Source organism: Amycolatopsis sp. NPDC005003 (assembly GCF_053600695.1).
The window spans coordinates 165,679-183,801 of sequence record NZ_JBSGAI010000009.1; the positions used below are offsets into that span (position 1 = coordinate 165,679).

An 18,123-nucleotide genomic window follows, 5' to 3' on the forward strand; every position below is an offset into this window, starting at 1 on the left:
CATGGATTTTGCGCTGACCGACGAGCAGGTCACGCTGCGGACGGCCGTGCTCCGGTTCGCCCGCGAACAGCTCGGGGAGAAGGCCGCCGAGCACGACCGGGACGAAACGTTCGATCGTGACGGGTGGCAAGCGTGCGCCGGCTTCGGCGTACTGGGGTGGCCGGTCCCGGCCGAGTACGGCGGTTCGGGGTTCGACCCGCTCACCACGATCATCGCCTGCGAGGCGCTGGCCTACGGGTGCCGGGACAACGGGCTGGTCTTCGCCGTCGACAACCACCTGTGGGCGTGCGTGATCTACCTGCTCCGGCACGGCAGCGACGAGCAGAAGGCCGCCTTCCTGCCACGGCTCGCGGACGGCTCGATGATCGGCGCGCACGCCCTGACCGAGCCCGGCACCGGGTCGGACGTGCTCTCCGTCGCCACCCGGGCCGAGCGCGAGGGCGATCACTACGTGCTCACCGGCACGAAGGTCTTCATCAGCAACGGACCCTGCGCCGACCTGTACGTGGTCTTCGCCAGGACGGGCCGCTCCCCGGGCGGCCAGCGCGACCTGTCGGCGTTCCTCGTGCCCCGCGACACCCCGGGGCTCGAGGTCCGGCGGGTGATCAGCAAGGCGGGGCTGCGCGGGACCCCGATGGGCGAGATCCGGTTCGACGGATGTGTGGTGCCGCCGGGGAACCTGCTCGGCGCGGAAGGCACCGGCTACCACGTGTTCACCTCCACCATCGAATGGGAGCGCGGCTTCATGGCCGCCAGCCAGGTCGGCCGCGCCCAGCGCATCCTGGACACCTGCGTGGCGTGGGCCGGGGAACGAACGCAGTTCGGTCGCCCGATCGGCTCCTACCAGGCGGTTTCGCACCGGCTGGCCGACATGCAGGTGCGGATCGAGCTGGCCCGCCTGCTGCTCCACAAGATCGGCTGGCTGAAACAGCAGGGCCGGCTGGCGTTGCTGGAGTCGGCGATGCTCAAGCTGTTCACCAGCGAGAGCCTGCTGGAGACCGCCCTGGACGCGGTCCGGGTCCACGGGGCGCGCGGCTACGTCGGCGATCTGCCGGTCGAGCGGGAGCTCCGGGACGCCCTCGGCTGCGTGCTCTTCGGCGGCACCTCCGACATCCAGCGCAACGTGATCGCGGGCCTGCTCGGCGTGGCGGGTGCGGCATGACCACGTCGCACCGGACCGACGTCGGCGAACCGACGTCCGAGCACGTCGTCCGGCTCGACACGCCGCTGCCGGACACCCTCGCGGGGGAGTTCGCCAAACGGGTGTTCTTCGCCGCCGAGGAGATCCGCGGCTTCCGGCTGATCGGGGACCACGACCAGGTGACCGCCGTGGTGGTGACCACGACGGGCACCGAACTGCCCGAGCGGCTCGCCGACAAGCTGCACGTGGTGCTGCACAACGACGTCCTCGGGCAGTTCATCAGGGAGCCCAAGGTGATCTGGCGGTCGCCGGTGCGGCGCGAACCCCCGGCCGGCACCTTCGAGCGGCTCGTCGCCGACGGGATCGCCTACCCGGTCGGCGAGGGACAAGTGGCGCTCGGCGAGCCCCTGCTCGGCCTGATGGACGACCTCGACCGGGTGATCCGGCGGATCGTGACCGAGGAGTTCGGCGGAACCGAGTTCCGCTACCCGACGCTGATCCCGATCGCCGCCCTGGAGCGGAGCGGCTACCTCACCTCGTTCCCGCAGCACGCCATGTTCGCCACCCGGCTCCGGTCCGATGTGGACGTCTACCGGGACTTCGTGGACAGCACCGGGAGGGCGGCCGGAGGCGGCGCCGGTGCGGAGGTCCTCGGCCGGTGCGACCGCGTGGACTACTGCCTGCCGCCGACCATGTGCTACCACACGTTCAACCAGTTCGCCGGACGCCCGCTGCCGGAACACCTGTCCGTCTTCACCGCGCGCGGCAAGTCGTTCCGCCACGAAGCCCGCTACCAGCGTTCGCTCGCCCGGCTGTGGGACTTCACCATCCGGGAGATCGTCTTCCTCGGCGGGCGCGAGGACGTTCTCGCCGCCAGGGAACGGTTCTTGGACCGGGCCATGGAGCTGGCCGGCGAGCTGGCGGTCTCCGGTCGCTGCGAGGTGGCCAGCGATCCGTTCTTCGGCAACGCCGACAGCGGCGCGCTGGCGACCTCGCAGCGGATGCTGGAGCTCAAGTACGAACTGCAGCTCGACATCGGCCCCGGCGACTCGGTCGCGGTCGCCTCGTTCAACTTCCACGAGCGCCTCTTCGGCGACTCCTTCGGCATCTCGCTCACCGGCCGGGACACCCCGGCCTTCAGCGCCTGCGTGGGCTTCGGACTGGAACGGCTGGCCTTCGCCCTGGTCTGCCAGCACGGACCCGACGTCGCGAACTGGCCGGACGCCGTGCGACGGGCACTGGCGGATCCGCGGGAAAGGAACACGCCATGATCGGACACATCGGCGTCGTCGGCGCCGGCACCATGGGCATCGGGGTCAGCCAGGCGTTCGCCGCCGCCGGGCTCCCCGTCACCCTCGTCGACCCCGACCCGCGGGCGCTGGCGACGGCACGGGAGAAGATCGCGCTGGACGCCCGCATGGCGCGCCTGTTCCGGCCGGGTCCGGCCGCGGAGCCGGACCGGGTGGCCGGCCTGATCACCTGCACCACCGCGCTGGACGAGCTCGCCGAGGCCGGGTTCGTGGTGGAGAACGTCACCGAGAAGCCCGCGGTGAAGGAGCCGGTTTACCGCCGGCTCGAAGGGATCTGCGCACCGCGGTGCGTGTTCGGCGTCAACACCTCGGCCATCCCGATCACGAAGGTCGCCGGCTGGACCGGGCGGCCGGACCGGGTGATCGGCACGCACTTCATGAACCCCGCTCAGCTCAAGCCGCTGGTCGAGCTCGTCAAGGGCGTGCACACCTCGGCGGAGACGATCAAGCGCACCCAGGAGCTGATCACCGCGATCGGCAAGGAGAGCCTGGTGGTCGCCGACTCGCCCGGGTTCGTCACCAACCGGGTGCTGATGCTCACCCTCAACGAGGCCATCTGCCTGCTCGACGAGGGCGTGGCCACCGCGGCCGAGATAGACCGGCTGTTCGTCCGCTGCTTCGGCCACGCGATGGGACCGCTGGCCACCGCCGACCTCATCGGCCTGGACACCGTCCTGTACTCGCTCGAGGTGCTGCTCGAGAACTTCAACGATCCCAAGTACCGCCCGTCGATCCTGCTGACCAGGTACGTGGACGCCGGGCTCCTCGGTCACAAGAGCGGCCGCGGGTTCTTCAGCTATGACACCGACTGAGAAGCGGAGCGACGACATGACCGACCAGCTGGCGACCATCCGGGACTTCGTCGTCGGACGCCTCCGGGCGCTCGAACCCGGCGGGATCGAACTGCGCGACGAAGACGACCTGTTCGCCTTGGGACACGTGAGTTCGCTGTTCGCGGTGCAGATCGTGATGTTCGTGGAGCGCACCTTCGGCATCGCCGTGGTCGGCGACGACCTCGACATCGCCAACTTCGCCTCGATCACGCGGATCGACCGGTTCGTCACCGGCCACCGCGCCGGGGCCGACCCCACCGCGAAGACCGACCTCACCGCGAAAGCGTAGGAGCAGCGGCCATGCCCACACCGTGGTTCCCCTACCCGCCGGCCGCGCCGCCCCGCCCGCTGCGGCTGTTCTGCCTGCCACCCGCCGGTGGCGGGGCGTCCGGGTACCGCACCTGGATCGGTGCGTTCGGCCCGGACGTCGAAGTGGTGCCGGTGCAGCTGCCCGGCCGGGAAAACCGGCTCGGCGAACAGCCGGCCGGTTCCGCCGCGGAGCTGGCCGACCGGCTCGTCGCGCCGGTGCTCGACCGGGCCGGCGACCGGTTCGCCGTGTTCGGGCACAGCATGGGCGCGATCCTCGCCCACGACCTGACGCACCGGCTGTGCGCGGCCGGACGACCGCCCGGGCACCTGATCGTCTCCGCGCACCGCGCACCCCAGCTCGTCGCCCGGCGCCGGTGGGACCGGCCGGCCGCCGAAATGTCCGACGACGACCTGCGCGACTACCTGGCCGACCGGGCCGGGACCCCGCCGGAGGTGCTGGACCTGCCCGAGCTGATGGACCTGGTGCTGCCGGTGCTGCGCGCCGATCTGGCCCTTTGCCAGTCCTATCAGGACACTGCGCGCACGCCGCTGCCCGTTCCGCTCAGCGTCTTCGGCGGTGCGGACGACCCGGAAGCCGGCGCCGGGGAACTGGCCGCGTGGGCGGAGCGGACCAGCGCGGGATTCCGGCTGCGGGTGCTGGCGGGCGGCCACGGCTACCTGTTCGAGGACGCCCCCTCGGTGCACGCGGCCGTGCGCGCCGCGCTGGCCGATCCACCGAAGCGCCTGCCCGTCACGACCGGGTCGTCCTGATGAGCGCCGCCGCGTTCGCCGATGTGGTCGAGGCCCAGCGGATCCCGGCACTGGTCCGGCTGACCGGGAACCTCTACGCGCTCGCCTACCGGCTGATGAAGATGGTGCCGGCGCGGCACATCCTCCGGCAGGCGCGGGCCGGTGGCCTGCTGGACCCGGGCACCACGGTGGTCGAGACCACCTCGGGCACGTTCGGGCTGGCACTGGCCATGCAGTGCGCGCTGCACGGCCAGCCGCTGGTGCTGGTCGGCGACCCGGTGATCGACGCCCGGCTGCACCGGCAGCTGACGGATCTCGGCGCGAGGGTCGACATCGTCCGGGAGCGGGCCGCGCACGGCGGCTTCCAGACGACCCGGCTGCGGCGGGTCGCCGAGATCCGCGAGCGGCTCGGCGCCACGTTCTGCCCCGAGCAGTACTCCAACCCGGCCAACCCCGCCGCCTACGCCCTGATCGCCGAGCTGCTCTCCGACACCCTCGGCCAGGTCGACTGCCTGGTCGGCCCGGTCGGGTCCGGCGGCTCGATGTGCGGTACCACGCGGTACCTGCGCCAGGGCAGCCCCGATTTGGTGTCGATCGGCATCGACACGAACCACAGCGTGCTGTTCGGCCAGGACGACGGGCCCCGGGTACTGCGCGGGCTCGGCAACAGCCTGATGCCGGCCAACCTCGACCACACGCAGTTCGACGAGGTGCACTGGCTCGGCGCGGCCGACGTCTACGCCGCGACCCGGGAGCTGCACCGCCGGCACGCGCTGTTCATGGGCCCCACCGCGGGCGCGGCCTACCTGGTCGGTTCCTGGTGGGCCCGGCGGCACCCGGACCTGCTGACCGTCGTCGTGCTGCCGGACGAGGGGCACCGCTACCACGACACCGTCTACGACGACGGGTGGCTGGCGGCCAACGGGCTGGAGCTCGGCGGCCGGCCCGACGGCCCGGCCGAGGTGGCCGCCCCGCGGGACGCGGTCGACGGGTGGTGCCGGTTCGCGTGGCGGCGTCGTTCGCTGGCCGAAGTGGGCGACGCCGTGGCGCTCGCCGAGGTCGTCCGGTGACCGCCGGACCCGGCGCCCTGCGCCAGGGCCGGTCGGCCTCGACGCTCTGCGCCCGTGCGGCCGGCATCGTGTTCGGCGCGGACACCGGTCCCGCGATGGCGGCGGAGCTGGACCGCATCACCGCGGTCGACCAGGCGCACGTCGTCATGCTCGCGGAGCGGGAACTCATCGGGACGGCCGCGGCGGCCGAGTTGCTGAAGGAGATCCAGTTCCTGCGCGCCGGCGACTTCGCCGAGCTGCGTGGCCGCCGCGCGCCACGGGGGCTGTACCTGCTCTACGAAAGCCATCTGATCGAGCGGCTCGGCCCCGAGATCGGTGGCGTGCTGCACACCGGCCGGTCCCGCAACGACCTGAAGGCCACCGTCCACCAGCTGCGCCTGCGTGCGGTGGTCGCGGGCCTCGTCCGCGAGCTGCTGCGCCTGCAGGCCGTGGCACTCGGCCGGGCCCGGCGGCACCGCGACACCGTGATGCCGGTCTACAGCCAGTTCCAGCCGTCGGTGCCGGGCAGCTACGGCTGGTACCTGCTCGGCATCGCCGAGGCGCTCGACCACGACATCGACGGCCTCGTGCGGGCCGCGGACGGGCTCCGGGAGTGCCCGCTCGGCGCGGCCGGCGGCGCGGGGACCGACGTGCGGCTCGACCCGGCCCGCACAGCGGACCTGCTCGGGTTCACCGAGCCGGTCCGCCACGCCGGATTCGCGATCGCCTCGCGGGACACCCTGCTCCGGATCCTCTCCGCCGCCGTGCTGGCCGGGCTGACCCTCTCCCGGCTGGCCACCGACCTGCAGCTGTGGAGCACACCGGAGTTCGACCTCGTCGAATTCCCGGACCACCTCGTCGGCATCAGCTCGGCCATGCCGCAGAAGCGGAACCCGTTCCTGCTCGAAGTCGTCAAGGGCGCCTCGGGCGGGCTGATCGGGGCGTGGACCGCGGCGGCCGCCACGACGAAGAACACCCCGTTCGGCAATTCGGTCGAGGTGAGCACCGAGGGCGTGGCGCCCGGCTGGGCGGCGCTGGACAGTTTGGGGGACCAGGTGCAGTTGTCGATCTCGGTGCTGGCCGGCGCCCGGCCGCGGCCGGACCGCATGCTCGCCGGGGCGCACCACGGGTTCACGGTGGCGACCGCGATCGCGAACCGCCTGGTGGCCCAGGGCGTTCCGTTCCGCTCGGCGCACACCGCGACCGGCAGGCTGGTGACCGAGCTGATCGGCGAAGGCGTCACCTCCTTCGCCGCGGTACCGGCCGGTGAGCTGGCCACCCGCCTCGGCGCCTCGCTCGGCGCCGAGGTGCGGCTGGAACCGGCCGACCTCGACCCGGCCGCCGTGGCCCGGGCCACGGACTTCGGCGGCGGACCGGGACCCCGGTCGTTCGCCCTCGCCCACGCCCGGCTGGCCCGCCGGTGGCGGGTCCAGGTGCGGCAGCTGACGGCCGAAGAGCGGCGGCGCCGCACGGCTGGGCGGCGCCGGGCGCGGGCGGTCGCCGCCCTGATCGACGGGCGGGCCCGGTGCCCGGGGAACGGAGGCCGCCCGTGACCGAGCCGTCGATCGAAACGTCCGCAGCCGGCCGGCCGTGGCTCGTGCTGGTGGAGAGCAACACCACCGGTACCGGCCGGGACTTCGCCGAGGCGGCCGTGCGCCGCGGGCTGCGGCCGGTGCTGCTGACCCGCGATCCGCGCCGCTACCCCTACGTCGCCGAGCTCGGCCTCCCGGTCCGGGTGGTGGACACCGGCGACCTGGCGGAGGTCGAGGCGGCCTGCCGGGCACTGGACCCGCCCGGGCCGGCCGGGATCCTCAGCAGCAGCGAGTACTTCGTCCCGGCCGCCGCGCGGGTCGCCGCCCGGCTCGGCCTGCCCGCGCAGGATCCCGCGGCCATCGAACGGTGCCGGGACAAGGCGGCGCAGCGGCGGTGCCTGCGCGCGGCGGGAGTGCCGGTTCCGGACTTCGTCGCCTGCGACACCGCGGCGGCGGCCGAGCACGCGGCCCACCGGCTGGGTGGACCGGTGGTGGTCAAGCCCGTGTCCGGCTCCGGTTCGGCGGGCGTGCGCCGGTGTGCCAACCCGGGTGCGGCGCGCTGGTGGGCCACCCGGATCCTGACCGACGGGCGCTCGTTCCCCGCCGCGCGGCTGCTCGTGGAACGCGAGGTGCCCGGCCCGGAGTTCTCGGTGGAGATCCTCGACGGCAAGCCGGCCGGCGTCACCCGCAAGCACGTCGGCGAGCCGCCGTACTTCGTGGAGACCGGCCACGACCACCCGGCGCCGCTGCCGGCCGGCGAGATCGTGGCGCTGCACGAGGTGGCCGCGCGAGCCGTCCAGGCGGTGGGCCACTCGGTGGGCCCCGCGCACGTCGAGCTGCGGGTCCCACCGGGTGGCGAACCGACCGTCATCGAGATCAACCCCCGCCTGGCCGGTGGCCTGATCCCGCGGCTGGTCCGGCACGCGACCGGCCGGGACCTGGTCGACGAGGTGGTCGCGGGCGCCGTCGCCCTGCCCGTGCCGGGTTCCCCGCCCGCCGGGCGGTTCGCCTCGATCCGCTTCCTCGTGCCCCCGCGCCGGGGCCTGGTGGCCGGCGTGGCCGGGCTGGCGCGGGCCAGAGCCGTGCCCGGGGTCGTCGAGGCGCACTGCCCGCTGGCCCCCGGCGCGGTCATCGCGTTCGAGCACTCCTTCGAGGATCGGAAGGGGCACGTGATCGCGGTCGCGTCGTCGCCGGAGGCGGCTGCCGCCCTCGCCGGCCGTGCGCTCGCGGAGATCCGGATCGGCTACGCGGACGAGCGGGCCGGTGCCCCGGCGCGATGACCGGTGCCACAACGTCCACAACAGACAGAGGAGGGACCGTGCGGATCGTCGAGCTGCGCAGCGACACGTTCACCCTGCCGACCGAGGCGATGCTGGGTGCGATGGCCCGGGCACCCCTCGGCGACGACGTCTACGGCGAGGACCCCACCGTCCGCGAACTGGAGGAGAAGGCGGCGGGCGTGCTCGGCATGGCGGCGGCCTGCCTGATGCCGAGCGGGACGATGGCCAACCTCGCCACGCTCATGGCGCACGCTCCGCGCGGGAGCCGGGTGCTCACCGGAGCGGACTCGGACATCCACGTCTACGAGGCGCACGGGGTGTCGGTGTGCGGCGGAGTCGCCCTCGAGCCGGTCGCGACCGACGACCGTGGGCTGCCGTGCGAGGAGGCGCTGGAGGGCGCCCTGCCGGAGGACCCCGCCGACCCGCAGTTCTCCCGCCCGTCGGTGGTGTGCGTGGAGAACACCGCCAACCGCGCCGGCGGCGTGCCGCTCGGTCCCGCCGACCTGGCTCCGGTCCGGGCGTTCGGCCGGCGCCACGGCCTCGTCGTGCACGTGGACGGTGCGCGGATCTTCAACGCCGCCGTGGCGTTGGGTGTCGGCGTGGCCGAACTCGCCGCGGGTGCCGGCTCGGTGCAGTTCTGCCTGTCGAAAGGCCTGTCGGCGCCGGTCGGTTCGGTGGTCACCGGCTCGGCCGAGCTGATCGGCCGGGTGCGCCGGGTGCGCAAGATGCTCGGCGGCGGCATGCGGCAGGCGGGGGTGATCGCGGCGGCCGGGATCGTGGCGCTGGACACCATGGTGGACCGGCTGGCCGAAGACCACGAGCACGCCCGGGTGCTCGCCGACGGCCTGGCCGGCATCCCGGGGGTCGAGGTGGACCGGGTGGCCGTGCGGACCAACATGGTCCGGTTCCGCGTGGCCGGCCCGGGGATCACGCACCAGGGACTGATCGACCTCGCGGCCCGGGACGGCGTCCGGCTCGCCGAACTCGGCCGCGGCACGCTGCGCGCGGTGACGCACCGGGGGGTCGAGGCCGGCGACGTCGGGCGGGCGGTGGCCGTGGTCGCCGGAATCGTGCGCGAGCACCGGAAGGCGGCGTCGTGAGCGCGTCCCGGCGTCCCGGAGTGCGTGGGGAGTCTCCGTGACCGAAGACTTCGGCCGGTTGCTGCGCGAGCACCGGAAGCTCTCCGCGCTGACCCAGCTCCAGCTCGCGGATCTGTCCACGCTGAGCGTGCGGGCGATCCGTGATCTGGAGCAGGGCCGGGCCCAGCGGCCGCGGCCGAACACCGTGCGGCTGCTCGCCGACGGCCTGGAGCTGCGGGGGAGCCGGCGGGCGGCGTTCGAGGCGGCCGCCGGGGCCGGGGACGCCGCCGTCCGGGCGCTGGCGGCCGAGCTGCACTGCACTGACCCGCCGGCCGCGATGAACGCCTTGCTCGGCCGGGAGGAGCAGGTGCGGGTGCTGGCCGACCTGGTGCTGGTGGACCGGCACCGGGTGGTGACGGTGACGGGGATCGCCGGGGTCGGCAAGACCCGGCTGGCGATCGAGGTGGCCGGCCGGGTGGCCGAGTCCGGGCTGCACGTGCTGTGGAAGCGGTGCGACCGCGGCCCGGTGCCCGGGGCCGAACTGCTGCGGACGGCGGAGCTGGCCGGCGACCGGGACGTCCTGCTCGTCCTGGACGGGATCGCGGTGCCCGCACCGGACCTGCCGATCCCGGAGCTGCTCCGCCGCTCCCCGCGCCTGCGGCTGCTGGTGACCTCCGACGCACCGCTGGACCAGGGGGAGGAGCGGGTGGCGCCGTTGCCGCCGCTGCCGGTGCCCGAGGCGGCGCGCTCCGGCGACCTGGTGGCCGTGGGCCGGTCGCCGTCGGTGCGGCTGCTGCTGCGCCACATCCGGGCGCTCAACCCGGCGTTCCGGCTCGGTGACGGCAACGTCCGGGCGATCGCCGAGATCTGCCGCCGGTGTGACGGCCACCCGCGGGCCGTGGAGGTGGCCGGGATCTGGTGCGCGCTGTGGTCGCCGCAGCAGGTGTGTGCCCAGCTCGCGCAGGACCCGATCACCCGGCCCCGGCCGACGGTGATGGAGGTCCCCGAACTGACCGCGGCCGTGCACCGGAGCCTGGCCGCCCTCGGTGCCCGGGAGCGGCAGCTGCTGGTCCGGCTGCTGCCGCTGCGGTCGGCGTGGTCGGTCGAGGAGGTGGCGGCGCTGACCGGCGGTGAACCGGCCGAAACCACCGCCGTGGTGCACAACCTGGTGCTGCGCGGGCTGGTGCGCGGCGGCGACCGTCCCGGCGGGACGGAGTTCGAGGTGCTGAACCTCGTCCGGTCCTGTGTGGCCGGTCGTCCCGAGCCGCTGTCCGTGTAGCCGGGCCGGCCGCTCAGCTGCCCGCGGAAACCGTGCGGCGGGTGGCCGGCGGGACGGGGTGCAGCCAGCCGTCCGGATCGGCCGACCGGCCGCGCTGGACGTCGGTGAGGGCCGTCCGAAGGTGGGCGGTCACCGGCCCCATCGTCCCGTCGCCGACCGTCCAGGAATCCCGGCCCTGGTCCACCACCCGGCCGACGGGCGTGAGCACCGCCGCCGTGCCGCAGGCGAACGTCTCGGTGACCAGCCCGGCGGCGCACTCGGTCCGCCACTGGTCCACCGAGACCCGCTCCTCGGTCACCCGGTAGCCGTGCCGGGCGGCGAGCACCAGCAGCGAATCCCGGGTGACGCCCGGCAGCAGCGTGCCGGTCAGCGGGGACGTGACCACCTCGGCCGACGAGCCGGTGCCGCGGACGAAGAACAGGTTCATCCCACCCATTTCCTCGATCCAGCGGTGCTCCACCGAGTCCAGCCACACCACCTGCCGGCAGCCGGCCGCGGCGGCGGCCCGTTGGGCCACGAAGGACGGCCCGTAGTTCGCGGCGCACTTCACGTCGCCGGTGCCGCCGGGCAGCGCCCGGCTGTGGTCGTGGCTGACGAACACCGAGACGGGCGCCACCGGGTCGCCGAAGAAGCCACCGGCGACGAAGGCGAGCACCAGGAATTCGTACTCCTCGGCTGGGCGCAGCATCAGGTTCGCCTCGCTGCCGTACATGAGCGGACGCAGGTACAGGCTGTGTTCGGGATCGTCCGACAGCGCGGCGTGATCGGCGGCCACGACCTCCTCCAGCGCCAGCAGGAAGTCCTCGGCCGGCAGTTCGGGCATCGCGAGGCGGCGCGCCGAACGCTGGAACCGCAGGGCGTTGAGCCGTGGCCGGAACATCGCCAGGTGGCCGCCGGGCTGGCGGAACGCCTTCAGGCCTTCGAAGATCACCTGGCCGTAGTGCAACCCGAGGGTGCCGGGGTGGACGGAGAGGTTCGCCAGCCGCCGCAGCCGCGGGGCGTGCCAGCCGCGTCCGGCCGTCCAGCTCATGGTGTACATGTGGTCGGTGAACGCGCCGCCGTGTCCCGGCCGGTCGGCCGGCGCGGGCGCGGCGGCCCGTTCTTCGAGTACTCGTGCCATGGTGGGGGCTCCCCGGTTCGTGGTCGGCTGGGTGGAGGTCACGTCAGTGGGGCGAAGAAGAAGGTGTCGCGCCGGGTGAACAGGTGGTCCGGGCCGACCTCGAAGAAGTCGGCGAACCGCAGGTCGACCGGGCGCCCGTCGCGGCCGACGCCGTGGAACTCGCCGCGCACCGCGACGTCGCCGCCGACGGCGAGCACCGTGGTCAGGACGTGCCGGCCCGATCGGATCGCCCGGTCGCGGGTGTAGAACCGGAGGATCCCCTCCGGGCCGGCATAGGGGTCGTAGCCGGGACGGTGGTAGGTCGCGTTCGCGGCGAACAGCGCGGCCGCGCCGGCCGCGTCCGCGGCGTCCACGCAGTCGTAGAAGTGCCGGGTCATGGCGAGCACAGCGGCTTGCCGGGTCGGTGCCTCGCTCGGGGACACGCTTGCCTCCTCGGTGGTTTCGGCTGACGGGCGGCTGATTCGGCGGAGGTCAGGTCCGCGGGCGGCGAGGCCGGGCGGGGCGGACGGGCGCGGGCAGTGCCGCGCGGTCGAGCTTCCCGTTCGCGGTGAGCGGCAGCGTCTCCAGCGGGACGAACGCGGTGGGCACCAGGTGGTCGGGCAGCGACCCCTGGAGGTACCGCCGCAGCTCGCCGGTGGTGATCTTGGCGCCGTCCACCGGCACGACGTAGGCGACCAGCCGTTTGTCGCCCGGCCGGTCTTCCCTGGCGATCACCGCGACCCTGCGCACCGCCGGGTGCCTGCCGATGGCGGTCTCCACCTCGCCCGGCTCGATCCGGAAGCCGCGGATCTTGACCTGGTCGTCGGCCCGGCCGAGGAACTCCACGACCCCGTCGGCCCGCCGGCGCACCAGGTCACCGGTCCGGTACATCCGGTCGCCGGGTGCGCCGAAGGGATCGGGCAGGAACCGGTGCGCGGTCAGGCCGGGCTCGTTCAGGTAGCCGTGGGCGAGGCCGGCGCCGGTCATGTACAGCTCGCCGGTCACGCCGTCCGGCACCGGGTCCATCCCTTCGTCCAGGACGCGGATGCCCTTGTTGGCGATCGGCCTGCCGACGGGGATCGACGCCGCGGCCAGATCGTCCTCGGTGACGGTGTGGCACAGCGTGAAGATCATGTTCTCCACCGGGGAGTACCCGTTGACCAGCCGGATGCCGGGGTACTCGCGCAACACCTTGGCGACGTGCGCCACGGACGCCGGCTCGCCACCGGTCATCAGCTGCCGCACCCCGGTGAACGTGCCGGGGTAGGCGTCCAGCATGAAGTTGAGCAGGCTCGCCGAAAGGTGCAGGGTGCTCACCCGGTGCGTCCGGACCAGCTCGTTGATCGCCGGGGGATCCGGGCGCCGGCCCGGCTGCAGCACGCACGTCCCCCCGAACAGCAGCGCGCCGAACAGCTCGAGGACGAAGGCGTCCCAGGAGACCGGTGAGCACTGCAGCACCACTTCCCGTTCCGAGAAGTCCACATAGGACTGGTTGGCCAGGGTGGCGACGATCGCCCGGTGCGGCGACGCCACGCCCTTGGCCCGGCCGGTCGAGCCGGAGGTGAACATCACGCAGGCCAGGTCCTCACCGCCGGCCGCGGCCCGCGGCTCCACGGGCGGGCCGGCGGCGATCGCGGCCGCCTGCTGGTCCAGCACGAGCAGCCGGGCGCCGGTACCGCGCACCAGCCCGGTCAGCGAGCTGCTGGTGATCACCAGGGTGCTGCCGGCGGCGGTGAGCACCTGGCCCAGCCGCCGGGCGGGGAAGTCCGGGTCCAGCATGGTGTAGGCACCGTCGGCCTTCAGCACCGCCAGCAGCGCCACGACCAGCTCCGGGCCGCGCTCCAGGCAGATGCCGACCAGCTGACCGGCGCAGGGCAGCCACCGCACGAGGTGGTTCGCCAGCCGGTTCGCGCGCGCGTCCAGCTCGCCGTAGGTGAGCCGCTGGTCCTGGAAGACCAACGCGGTTGCGCCCGGCTGCATGGCGGCTCGTGCGGCGAACAGGCCGCAGACGGTGATCGGTGGGCAGGGCCGGCCGGTGTCGCGCGCGGGGCGTCGCTGCCCGGCGGCCGGCTCAGGCGCAGCACCCGCGGTGCCGGTGGGCGGGGTCACGACACGGTCCACGGCTCGGCCGGGGCCGGCTCGGCGACCCGGAACGCGGCCGGCTCCGGCGCCCAGACGTCGTCGGGGGTCAGCTCGGCGGTGTGGTACTTGCCGAGGGCGCTGGTCAACAGCTGCAGCTCCAGCGCCAGGCAGCGGACCAGCCGCACGAGGCCGTGGTCCGGGTCCTCGTCCACCGCGATCAGCGCGGCCCGGCCGAGCCCGGCCGCGTTCGCGCCGAGCGCCAGGCACTTGGCCACCCGGACGCCCTCCCACATCCGGCCGGACACCAGCAGGCAGGACGCGTGCGGGCCGATCCGGCGCAGGCATTCGGCCAGGGGCAGTCCGACGTGGTGCAGGAAGGACGTGGGTGCCCAGCCGGTGCCCGCCTCGGCGCCGTCGACGGTGACCGCGTCGGCTCCCGAGTCCCACGCGCACCCGGCCGCGTCCCGGACGTCCCGTGCCGGGGGCAGCTTCACCCACACCCGCGCCCGGGGGTAGTTGTTGCGCATCAGCCTGATCTGCTGGCGCAGGATCTCGACGGTGAACGTGCCGGGACTGCTGCTGCGCAGCACCGTGCCGTCGCAGCCGAACACCGGGTCGGTGGCGAACACGCCGGCCAGCCGTGCCGCGGCGTCGCCTTCGAGCACGGTCATCCCGCCGAGCCCCGGCTTCGCTCCCTGGCCGATCTTCAGCTCGAACGCCAGCCGTCCGGATTCGAGCAGCGGCCGGACGTTCGGGTCGCTGTAGACCAGGTTCCACACCTCGGCGTCGGCGTCCTCGGTGCTCTGCTGCACGACCAGGCCGCCGGAGGTGTCCGGCAGCTCCTCGGCGTAGGCCCCGAGCCGGGCGAGCAGCGACTGCCCGGCGTCGTCCTCGAGCCGGCCGTACCCCTTGACGGGCACCATGTTCTCGCCGATCACCATCGGGATGCCCAGCCGGCCCGCCTGGCGGGCGGCGGCGACGCCGAGGTCGACGCTGGCCGCTTCGGTCGACCCGAGCGCGGACAGGTACAGCGGCAGCGGCGAGGTGAACCCGCCGAGCGTGGTCTCCAGCCCGACGTCGCGGTACACCGGCTCCCGGCCCAGTTCGACGAGCTTCTCGAGCCGCTGTGGCACGAACACCGGCGGCACGAGCCGCAGGGCGTCGATCGCGTCGGGGGTGCGGCGGTCGCCGGTGCGGTCGGCGCCGAAGAGCACCCGCCCGTAGGAGGCGAGGTCCGGGAAGGCTTCGGCGGTACCGGACCGGGCGCGGTCGCGGATCGGTTCCACGGGGAAGCCCGGTGCGCGCAGGCCGCTCACGGCGACACCGTCCCCGCCACCTTGGGAAAGGCGCTGGCCTCCCGGATCGAGGCGAGACCGCCGAGGTACCTCGTGAGCCGTTCGAGCCCGATGCCGAAGCCGGCGCTCGGCGGGATGCCGTCCCGCACCATCCGCAGGTACCAGGCGTACTTGGCCGGGTTCTCGCCGGTCTCCCGCATCCGGGTCACGATCGTGGCGTAGTCGTGCTCGCGCTCGCTGCCGCTGCACAGCTCGCCGTACCCCTCGGGCGCGATCAGGTCGAAGTTGCGCAGCCGGCCGGGGTCCTCCGGGTTCTCCCGGTCGTAGAAGCCCCGCGAGCCCTTGGGGTAGTCGGTGACGAAGAAGGGCTTGCTCGCCTTGCGCGACAGCAGGGCTTCGCCGGCCCAGTCGAGTTCGCCGTCCGGGTTCTGGTCGTGCCCGAGGTCGCGCAGATCGGCGACCGCGCACGCGTGGGTGCGCCGGTCGAACGCGCCGGTGAGCAGGCCGGTGAAGGCGCCGGTGTCGCGGCCGAGCCGGTCGAAGTCGCCGGGCAGCGCGGCGGTCACGGCCCGGATGGCCGACCGGACGAGGTCCTCGACCAGCAGGGTGATCTCGTCCCGGCTCGCGCCCGCCACCTCGACGTCGATCTGGTGGAACTCGACGAGGTGCCGGTCGGTGGCCGCGGTCTCCACGGGTTCGAGCCGCACATTGGGCGCGATGCAGAAGATCTTCTCGAAGGTGGTGAGCGCGGCCTGCTTGTACAGGATGGCGCTGGTCATCAGCTTGTAGCGGTGACCGTAGAAGTCGATGTCGACCTGCTTGGCGCCGCGCGCGCCCGGGTCGGTGACCGGCCCGATGACCGGCAGCAGCAGTTCGGTGAAGCCCCGTGCGGACAGGAACTCGCGGACCGCGGTCAACAGCCGGTGCTGGATCCGGAGCACCGAGCGGGTGACCGGGGACGACAGGTGCTCGCGTGGGCTCCTGGGCGTGGCGGGTTCCGCGGCGCGGTGGTTGCTGGTCATCCTTGGCTCCCTCGGTGGTGCTCGCTAGCGGGCGGCGGCGCCGACGGCGCCCGGATCCGGTCCCGCGTCGTCGAACCGGCGCTGGACGAAGGACAGCGAGGCGAGCAGGCCGGCGGCGGTCTGCTCGGTGCCCCGCAGCGGCCGGGTCTCCGCCCGCACCGGCATCGAGCCGGTCTGCGACCAGTGCAGCCGCCCGTCCCGGTCCAGGTAGCTGCGGGAGCGTCCGGCGTTGTCCGGGTGCAGGCAGTACGGGACGTCGAGGTGACCGAGCCGGAACGCGTCCGCGAGTGCGCGGCCGAGGTCGTCGCTCGACCCGGTCACCGCGCCGACCAGTTCCCTGGCCTCGGAGTAGATGCCGCTGTCGGCCACCGGCCCGTCGGTGGCCGGCGCGCACTGCCGTGCGGCGGCCGCCGCGACCTCCAGCGCCCGGAGGTTCTCGGCGACGGTGGGAATCCGGTGCGCCTCGGCGAGCGTCTTCACGACCAGCCGGGCCGCGCCCGTGCGGACCGCCAGCCCGGCGGCTTCCCGCAGCAATCGGGTGCCACCGGCCGAACTGCGGGGGTACATGCCCATGTACGTGTAGAGCACGATGTGCCAGTCGAGGTCGGGCATCAGCTCGGTGGCCAGCCGGCGCAGCGCGAGGATCGCCTCGCGGTCCTGGTCGGCGTTGCTCTGCTGGGCGTAGCTGAGCGAAATGCTGCGCAGGCCGTGCTGGCGGAAGAACAGCCCCTCCAGCACGCTGACCGCGACCAGCAGGCTCGGCGGGCACAGCATGCCGAGCAGGCAGCCGCCGAAGCTCTCGAGGTGCGGCTCGACGCCGTCGGCGCGCAGGGCGGCGAGCCGTTCGCAGCTGCGCACCCAGTTGCGGACCGAAGTCTGCACGGGCACCCGGCCGTAGGGCAGGCAGTAGGAGATCGGCCCGCCTTCGGTCGCGTGCAGGCCGACGCCGACCAGGGTGCGCACGATGTCGTCGGGCACGGCGGAGCCGTGCCGGACCTGGACCGGGAAGCCGGGGCCCGCCACTCCGTCGAGCATCGCGCGGGTGGTGGCCGGTTCGTGCGCCACGATCGGGTAGCCGTTGAGGTCGCCGCCCGACGCGAGCGCCGCGCGGGCGGCGTCGTGGTCACCGGTCCTGGTGTAGCTGTCCAGGGTGATCGTGCCGACCGTGGTCGCCGCGGCGTCGCGGGTGGCGAGCAGGCCGGCGCGCATCGCGCCCGGATCGCTGACCCCCATGCGCGGCTGGACGACGAGCTGCCCGGCGCGGTGCATGTCGGCGACGAAGCCGCCGAACCACCGCGACGCCGGTCTTGCGGTGCTCACGGTCGCACGCCGGCCGCGAGCACGCCGAGGAAGTGGCGGAACGAGGCCGTCCCGGCGCCGTCGGCCACGACCAGGTCGAACCCGGCCGCGCGCAGCAGGTCGCCGCGATCGCGGGCGGCCGGGCCGTCGATGCCCAGCTTGCCGCCGATGACCACGGGCACGGCGGCCAGCTCGCGCTCGGCCCGTAGCCTGCGGATCAGCCGCAGGCCGTCGGTGAACCCGTGCCCGTTCAGGCTGCTCACCACGACCAGGTCGGGGCGCCGCCGCAGGCATTCGGCGACCAGCAGGCCGTCCGGCACACACGCACCGAGGTTGGTCACCCGGTGGCCGAGTTCCTCGAGGAGAAGCTGGACGTAGACGAGGTTCCAGGTGTGCGAGTCGGATGCCACGGTGGTCACCACGACGTCGAGTTCCGCCTTCCCGGCCGACGCCGGGAGCCGGTCGGTACGCCCGGCGCGGGTACCGCCGATCGGCGCGGCTGTGCTCCGCATCCGGGGACTCCCTTTCCAGGATTCGATTTGTGCGAAAAATGCTCTTCGGCGAAGGGTAGCCGCCGCACACCGCGCCGATCGGCAACTCGACCGGCAAAATGGCGGCAGTTTGCGCTCCGATTTCCGTCGGTGCGGTCCGGATCGCCGAACAATAGCTCGCCGATAGGCCCGTCCAGCATGCTGGCGGCACCGCGGTGAACACCTGCAGGAGAAACCGGTCGGAAACACCCCGTACTGAACAGGCCGTCGTGC

The 18,123-nt window shown here is 73.7% G+C and carries 17 protein-coding genes; 10 read left to right on the plus strand and 7 right to left on the minus strand.

Annotated elements, in window-relative coordinates:
• Position 1 precedes the first annotated feature (1 nt).
• Genes ACWED2_RS13535 through ACWED2_RS13580 form a run of 10 tightly spaced genes read left to right on the plus strand, consistent with a single transcriptional unit; the run spans position 2 to position 10,562 of the window.
• Positions 2-1,162, plus strand: a complete 1,161-nt coding sequence (locus tag ACWED2_RS13535; protein WP_449690748.1) for an acyl-CoA dehydrogenase family protein — start codon at positions 2-4, stop codon at positions 1,160-1,162.
• Positions 1,159-2,412, plus strand: a complete 1,254-nt coding sequence (locus ACWED2_RS13540; RefSeq protein WP_449690749.1) for a hypothetical protein — start codon at positions 1,159-1,161, stop codon at positions 2,410-2,412. The genes ACWED2_RS13535 and ACWED2_RS13540 overlap by 4 nt, the downstream gene beginning before the upstream one ends.
• Positions 2,409-3,263 carry a 3-hydroxyacyl-CoA dehydrogenase family protein gene (locus tag ACWED2_RS13545; RefSeq protein ID WP_449690750.1) on the plus strand — a complete coding sequence of 285 codons (855 nt, stop codon included), beginning with the start codon at positions 2,409-2,411 and terminating at the stop codon, positions 3,261-3,263. The genes ACWED2_RS13540 and ACWED2_RS13545 overlap by 4 nt, the downstream gene beginning before the upstream one ends.
• 16 nt (positions 3,264-3,279) lie before the next feature.
• On the plus strand, positions 3,280-3,573 hold the full coding sequence (locus ACWED2_RS13550) for an acyl carrier protein (protein WP_449690751.1): 294 nt from the start codon (positions 3,280-3,282) through the stop codon (positions 3,571-3,573).
• A gap of 11 nt (positions 3,574-3,584) precedes the next feature.
• The gene (locus ACWED2_RS13555; RefSeq protein WP_449690752.1) at positions 3,585-4,364 is read left to right on the plus strand and encodes a thioesterase II family protein; all 780 of its coding nucleotides are present in this window, start codon (positions 3,585-3,587) and stop codon (positions 4,362-4,364) included.
• A complete protein-coding gene (locus tag ACWED2_RS13560) occupies positions 4,364-5,413 on the plus strand; it encodes a PLP-dependent cysteine synthase family protein (RefSeq protein ID WP_449690753.1) in 1,050 nt (349 codons plus the stop codon). The genes ACWED2_RS13555 and ACWED2_RS13560 overlap by 1 nt, the downstream gene beginning before the upstream one ends.
• The gene (locus ACWED2_RS13565) at positions 5,410-6,945 is read left to right on the plus strand and encodes an argininosuccinate lyase (protein WP_449690754.1); all 1,536 of its coding nucleotides are present in this window, start codon (positions 5,410-5,412) and stop codon (positions 6,943-6,945) included. The genes ACWED2_RS13560 and ACWED2_RS13565 overlap by 4 nt, the downstream gene beginning before the upstream one ends.
• Positions 6,942-8,204 (plus strand): ATP-grasp domain-containing protein, encoded by a 1,263-nt coding sequence (locus ACWED2_RS13570; protein WP_449690755.1) that lies wholly within the window; start codon positions 6,942-6,944, stop codon positions 8,202-8,204. Before ACWED2_RS13565 ends, ACWED2_RS13570 begins: the two co-directional genes overlap by 4 nt.
• A 38-nt stretch (positions 8,205-8,242) precedes the next feature.
• Positions 8,243-9,304, plus strand: coding sequence for a GntG family PLP-dependent aldolase (locus tag ACWED2_RS13575; protein WP_449690756.1), 1,062 nt, complete (start codon positions 8,243-8,245; stop codon positions 9,302-9,304).
• Positions 9,305-9,341: 37 nt separating this feature from the next.
• Positions 9,342-10,562, plus strand: a complete 1,221-nt coding sequence (locus ACWED2_RS13580; RefSeq protein WP_449690757.1) for a helix-turn-helix domain-containing protein — start codon at positions 9,342-9,344, stop codon at positions 10,560-10,562.
• A 13-nt stretch (positions 10,563-10,575) separates the two neighbouring features.
• Here ACWED2_RS13580 and ACWED2_RS13585 read toward each other — a convergent pair whose 3' ends face one another.
• Genes ACWED2_RS13585 through ACWED2_RS13615 form a run of 7 tightly spaced genes read right to left on the minus strand, consistent with a single transcriptional unit; the run spans position 10,576 to position 17,871 of the window.
• Entirely contained in the window at positions 10,576-11,682 is a 1,107-nt protein-coding gene (locus ACWED2_RS13585; RefSeq protein WP_449690758.1) for a branched-chain amino acid aminotransferase, read from the minus strand.
• A gap of 38 nt (positions 11,683-11,720) precedes the next feature.
• On the minus strand, positions 11,721-12,104 hold the full coding sequence (locus ACWED2_RS13590; RefSeq protein WP_449690759.1) for a nuclear transport factor 2 family protein: 384 nt from the start codon (positions 12,102-12,104) through the stop codon (positions 11,721-11,723).
• Between the two features lie 49 nt (positions 12,105-12,153).
• On the minus strand, positions 12,154-13,770 hold the full coding sequence (locus ACWED2_RS13595; RefSeq protein ID WP_449690760.1) for an amino acid adenylation domain-containing protein: 1,617 nt from the start codon (positions 13,768-13,770) through the stop codon (positions 12,154-12,156).
• Complete coding sequence (locus ACWED2_RS13600) at positions 13,767-15,059, minus strand: glutamate synthase-related protein (RefSeq protein ID WP_449690761.1); 1,293 nt, start codon at positions 15,057-15,059, stop codon at positions 13,767-13,769. Before ACWED2_RS13600 ends, ACWED2_RS13595 begins: the two co-directional genes overlap by 4 nt.
• The gene (locus ACWED2_RS13605) at positions 15,056-16,060 is read right to left on the minus strand and encodes an asparagine synthetase A (protein WP_449690762.1); all 1,005 of its coding nucleotides are present in this window, start codon (positions 16,058-16,060) and stop codon (positions 15,056-15,058) included. Before ACWED2_RS13605 ends, ACWED2_RS13600 begins: the two co-directional genes overlap by 4 nt.
• A gap of 24 nt (positions 16,061-16,084) precedes the next feature.
• The gene (locus ACWED2_RS13610) at positions 16,085-17,380 is read right to left on the minus strand and encodes a methylaspartate mutase (protein WP_449690763.1); all 1,296 of its coding nucleotides are present in this window, start codon (positions 17,378-17,380) and stop codon (positions 16,085-16,087) included.
• Entirely contained in the window at positions 17,377-17,871 is a 495-nt protein-coding gene (locus ACWED2_RS13615; RefSeq protein ID WP_449690764.1) for a cobalamin B12-binding domain-containing protein, read from the minus strand. The genes ACWED2_RS13610 and ACWED2_RS13615 overlap by 4 nt, the downstream gene beginning before the upstream one ends.
• Positions 17,872-18,123 lie beyond the last annotated feature (252 nt).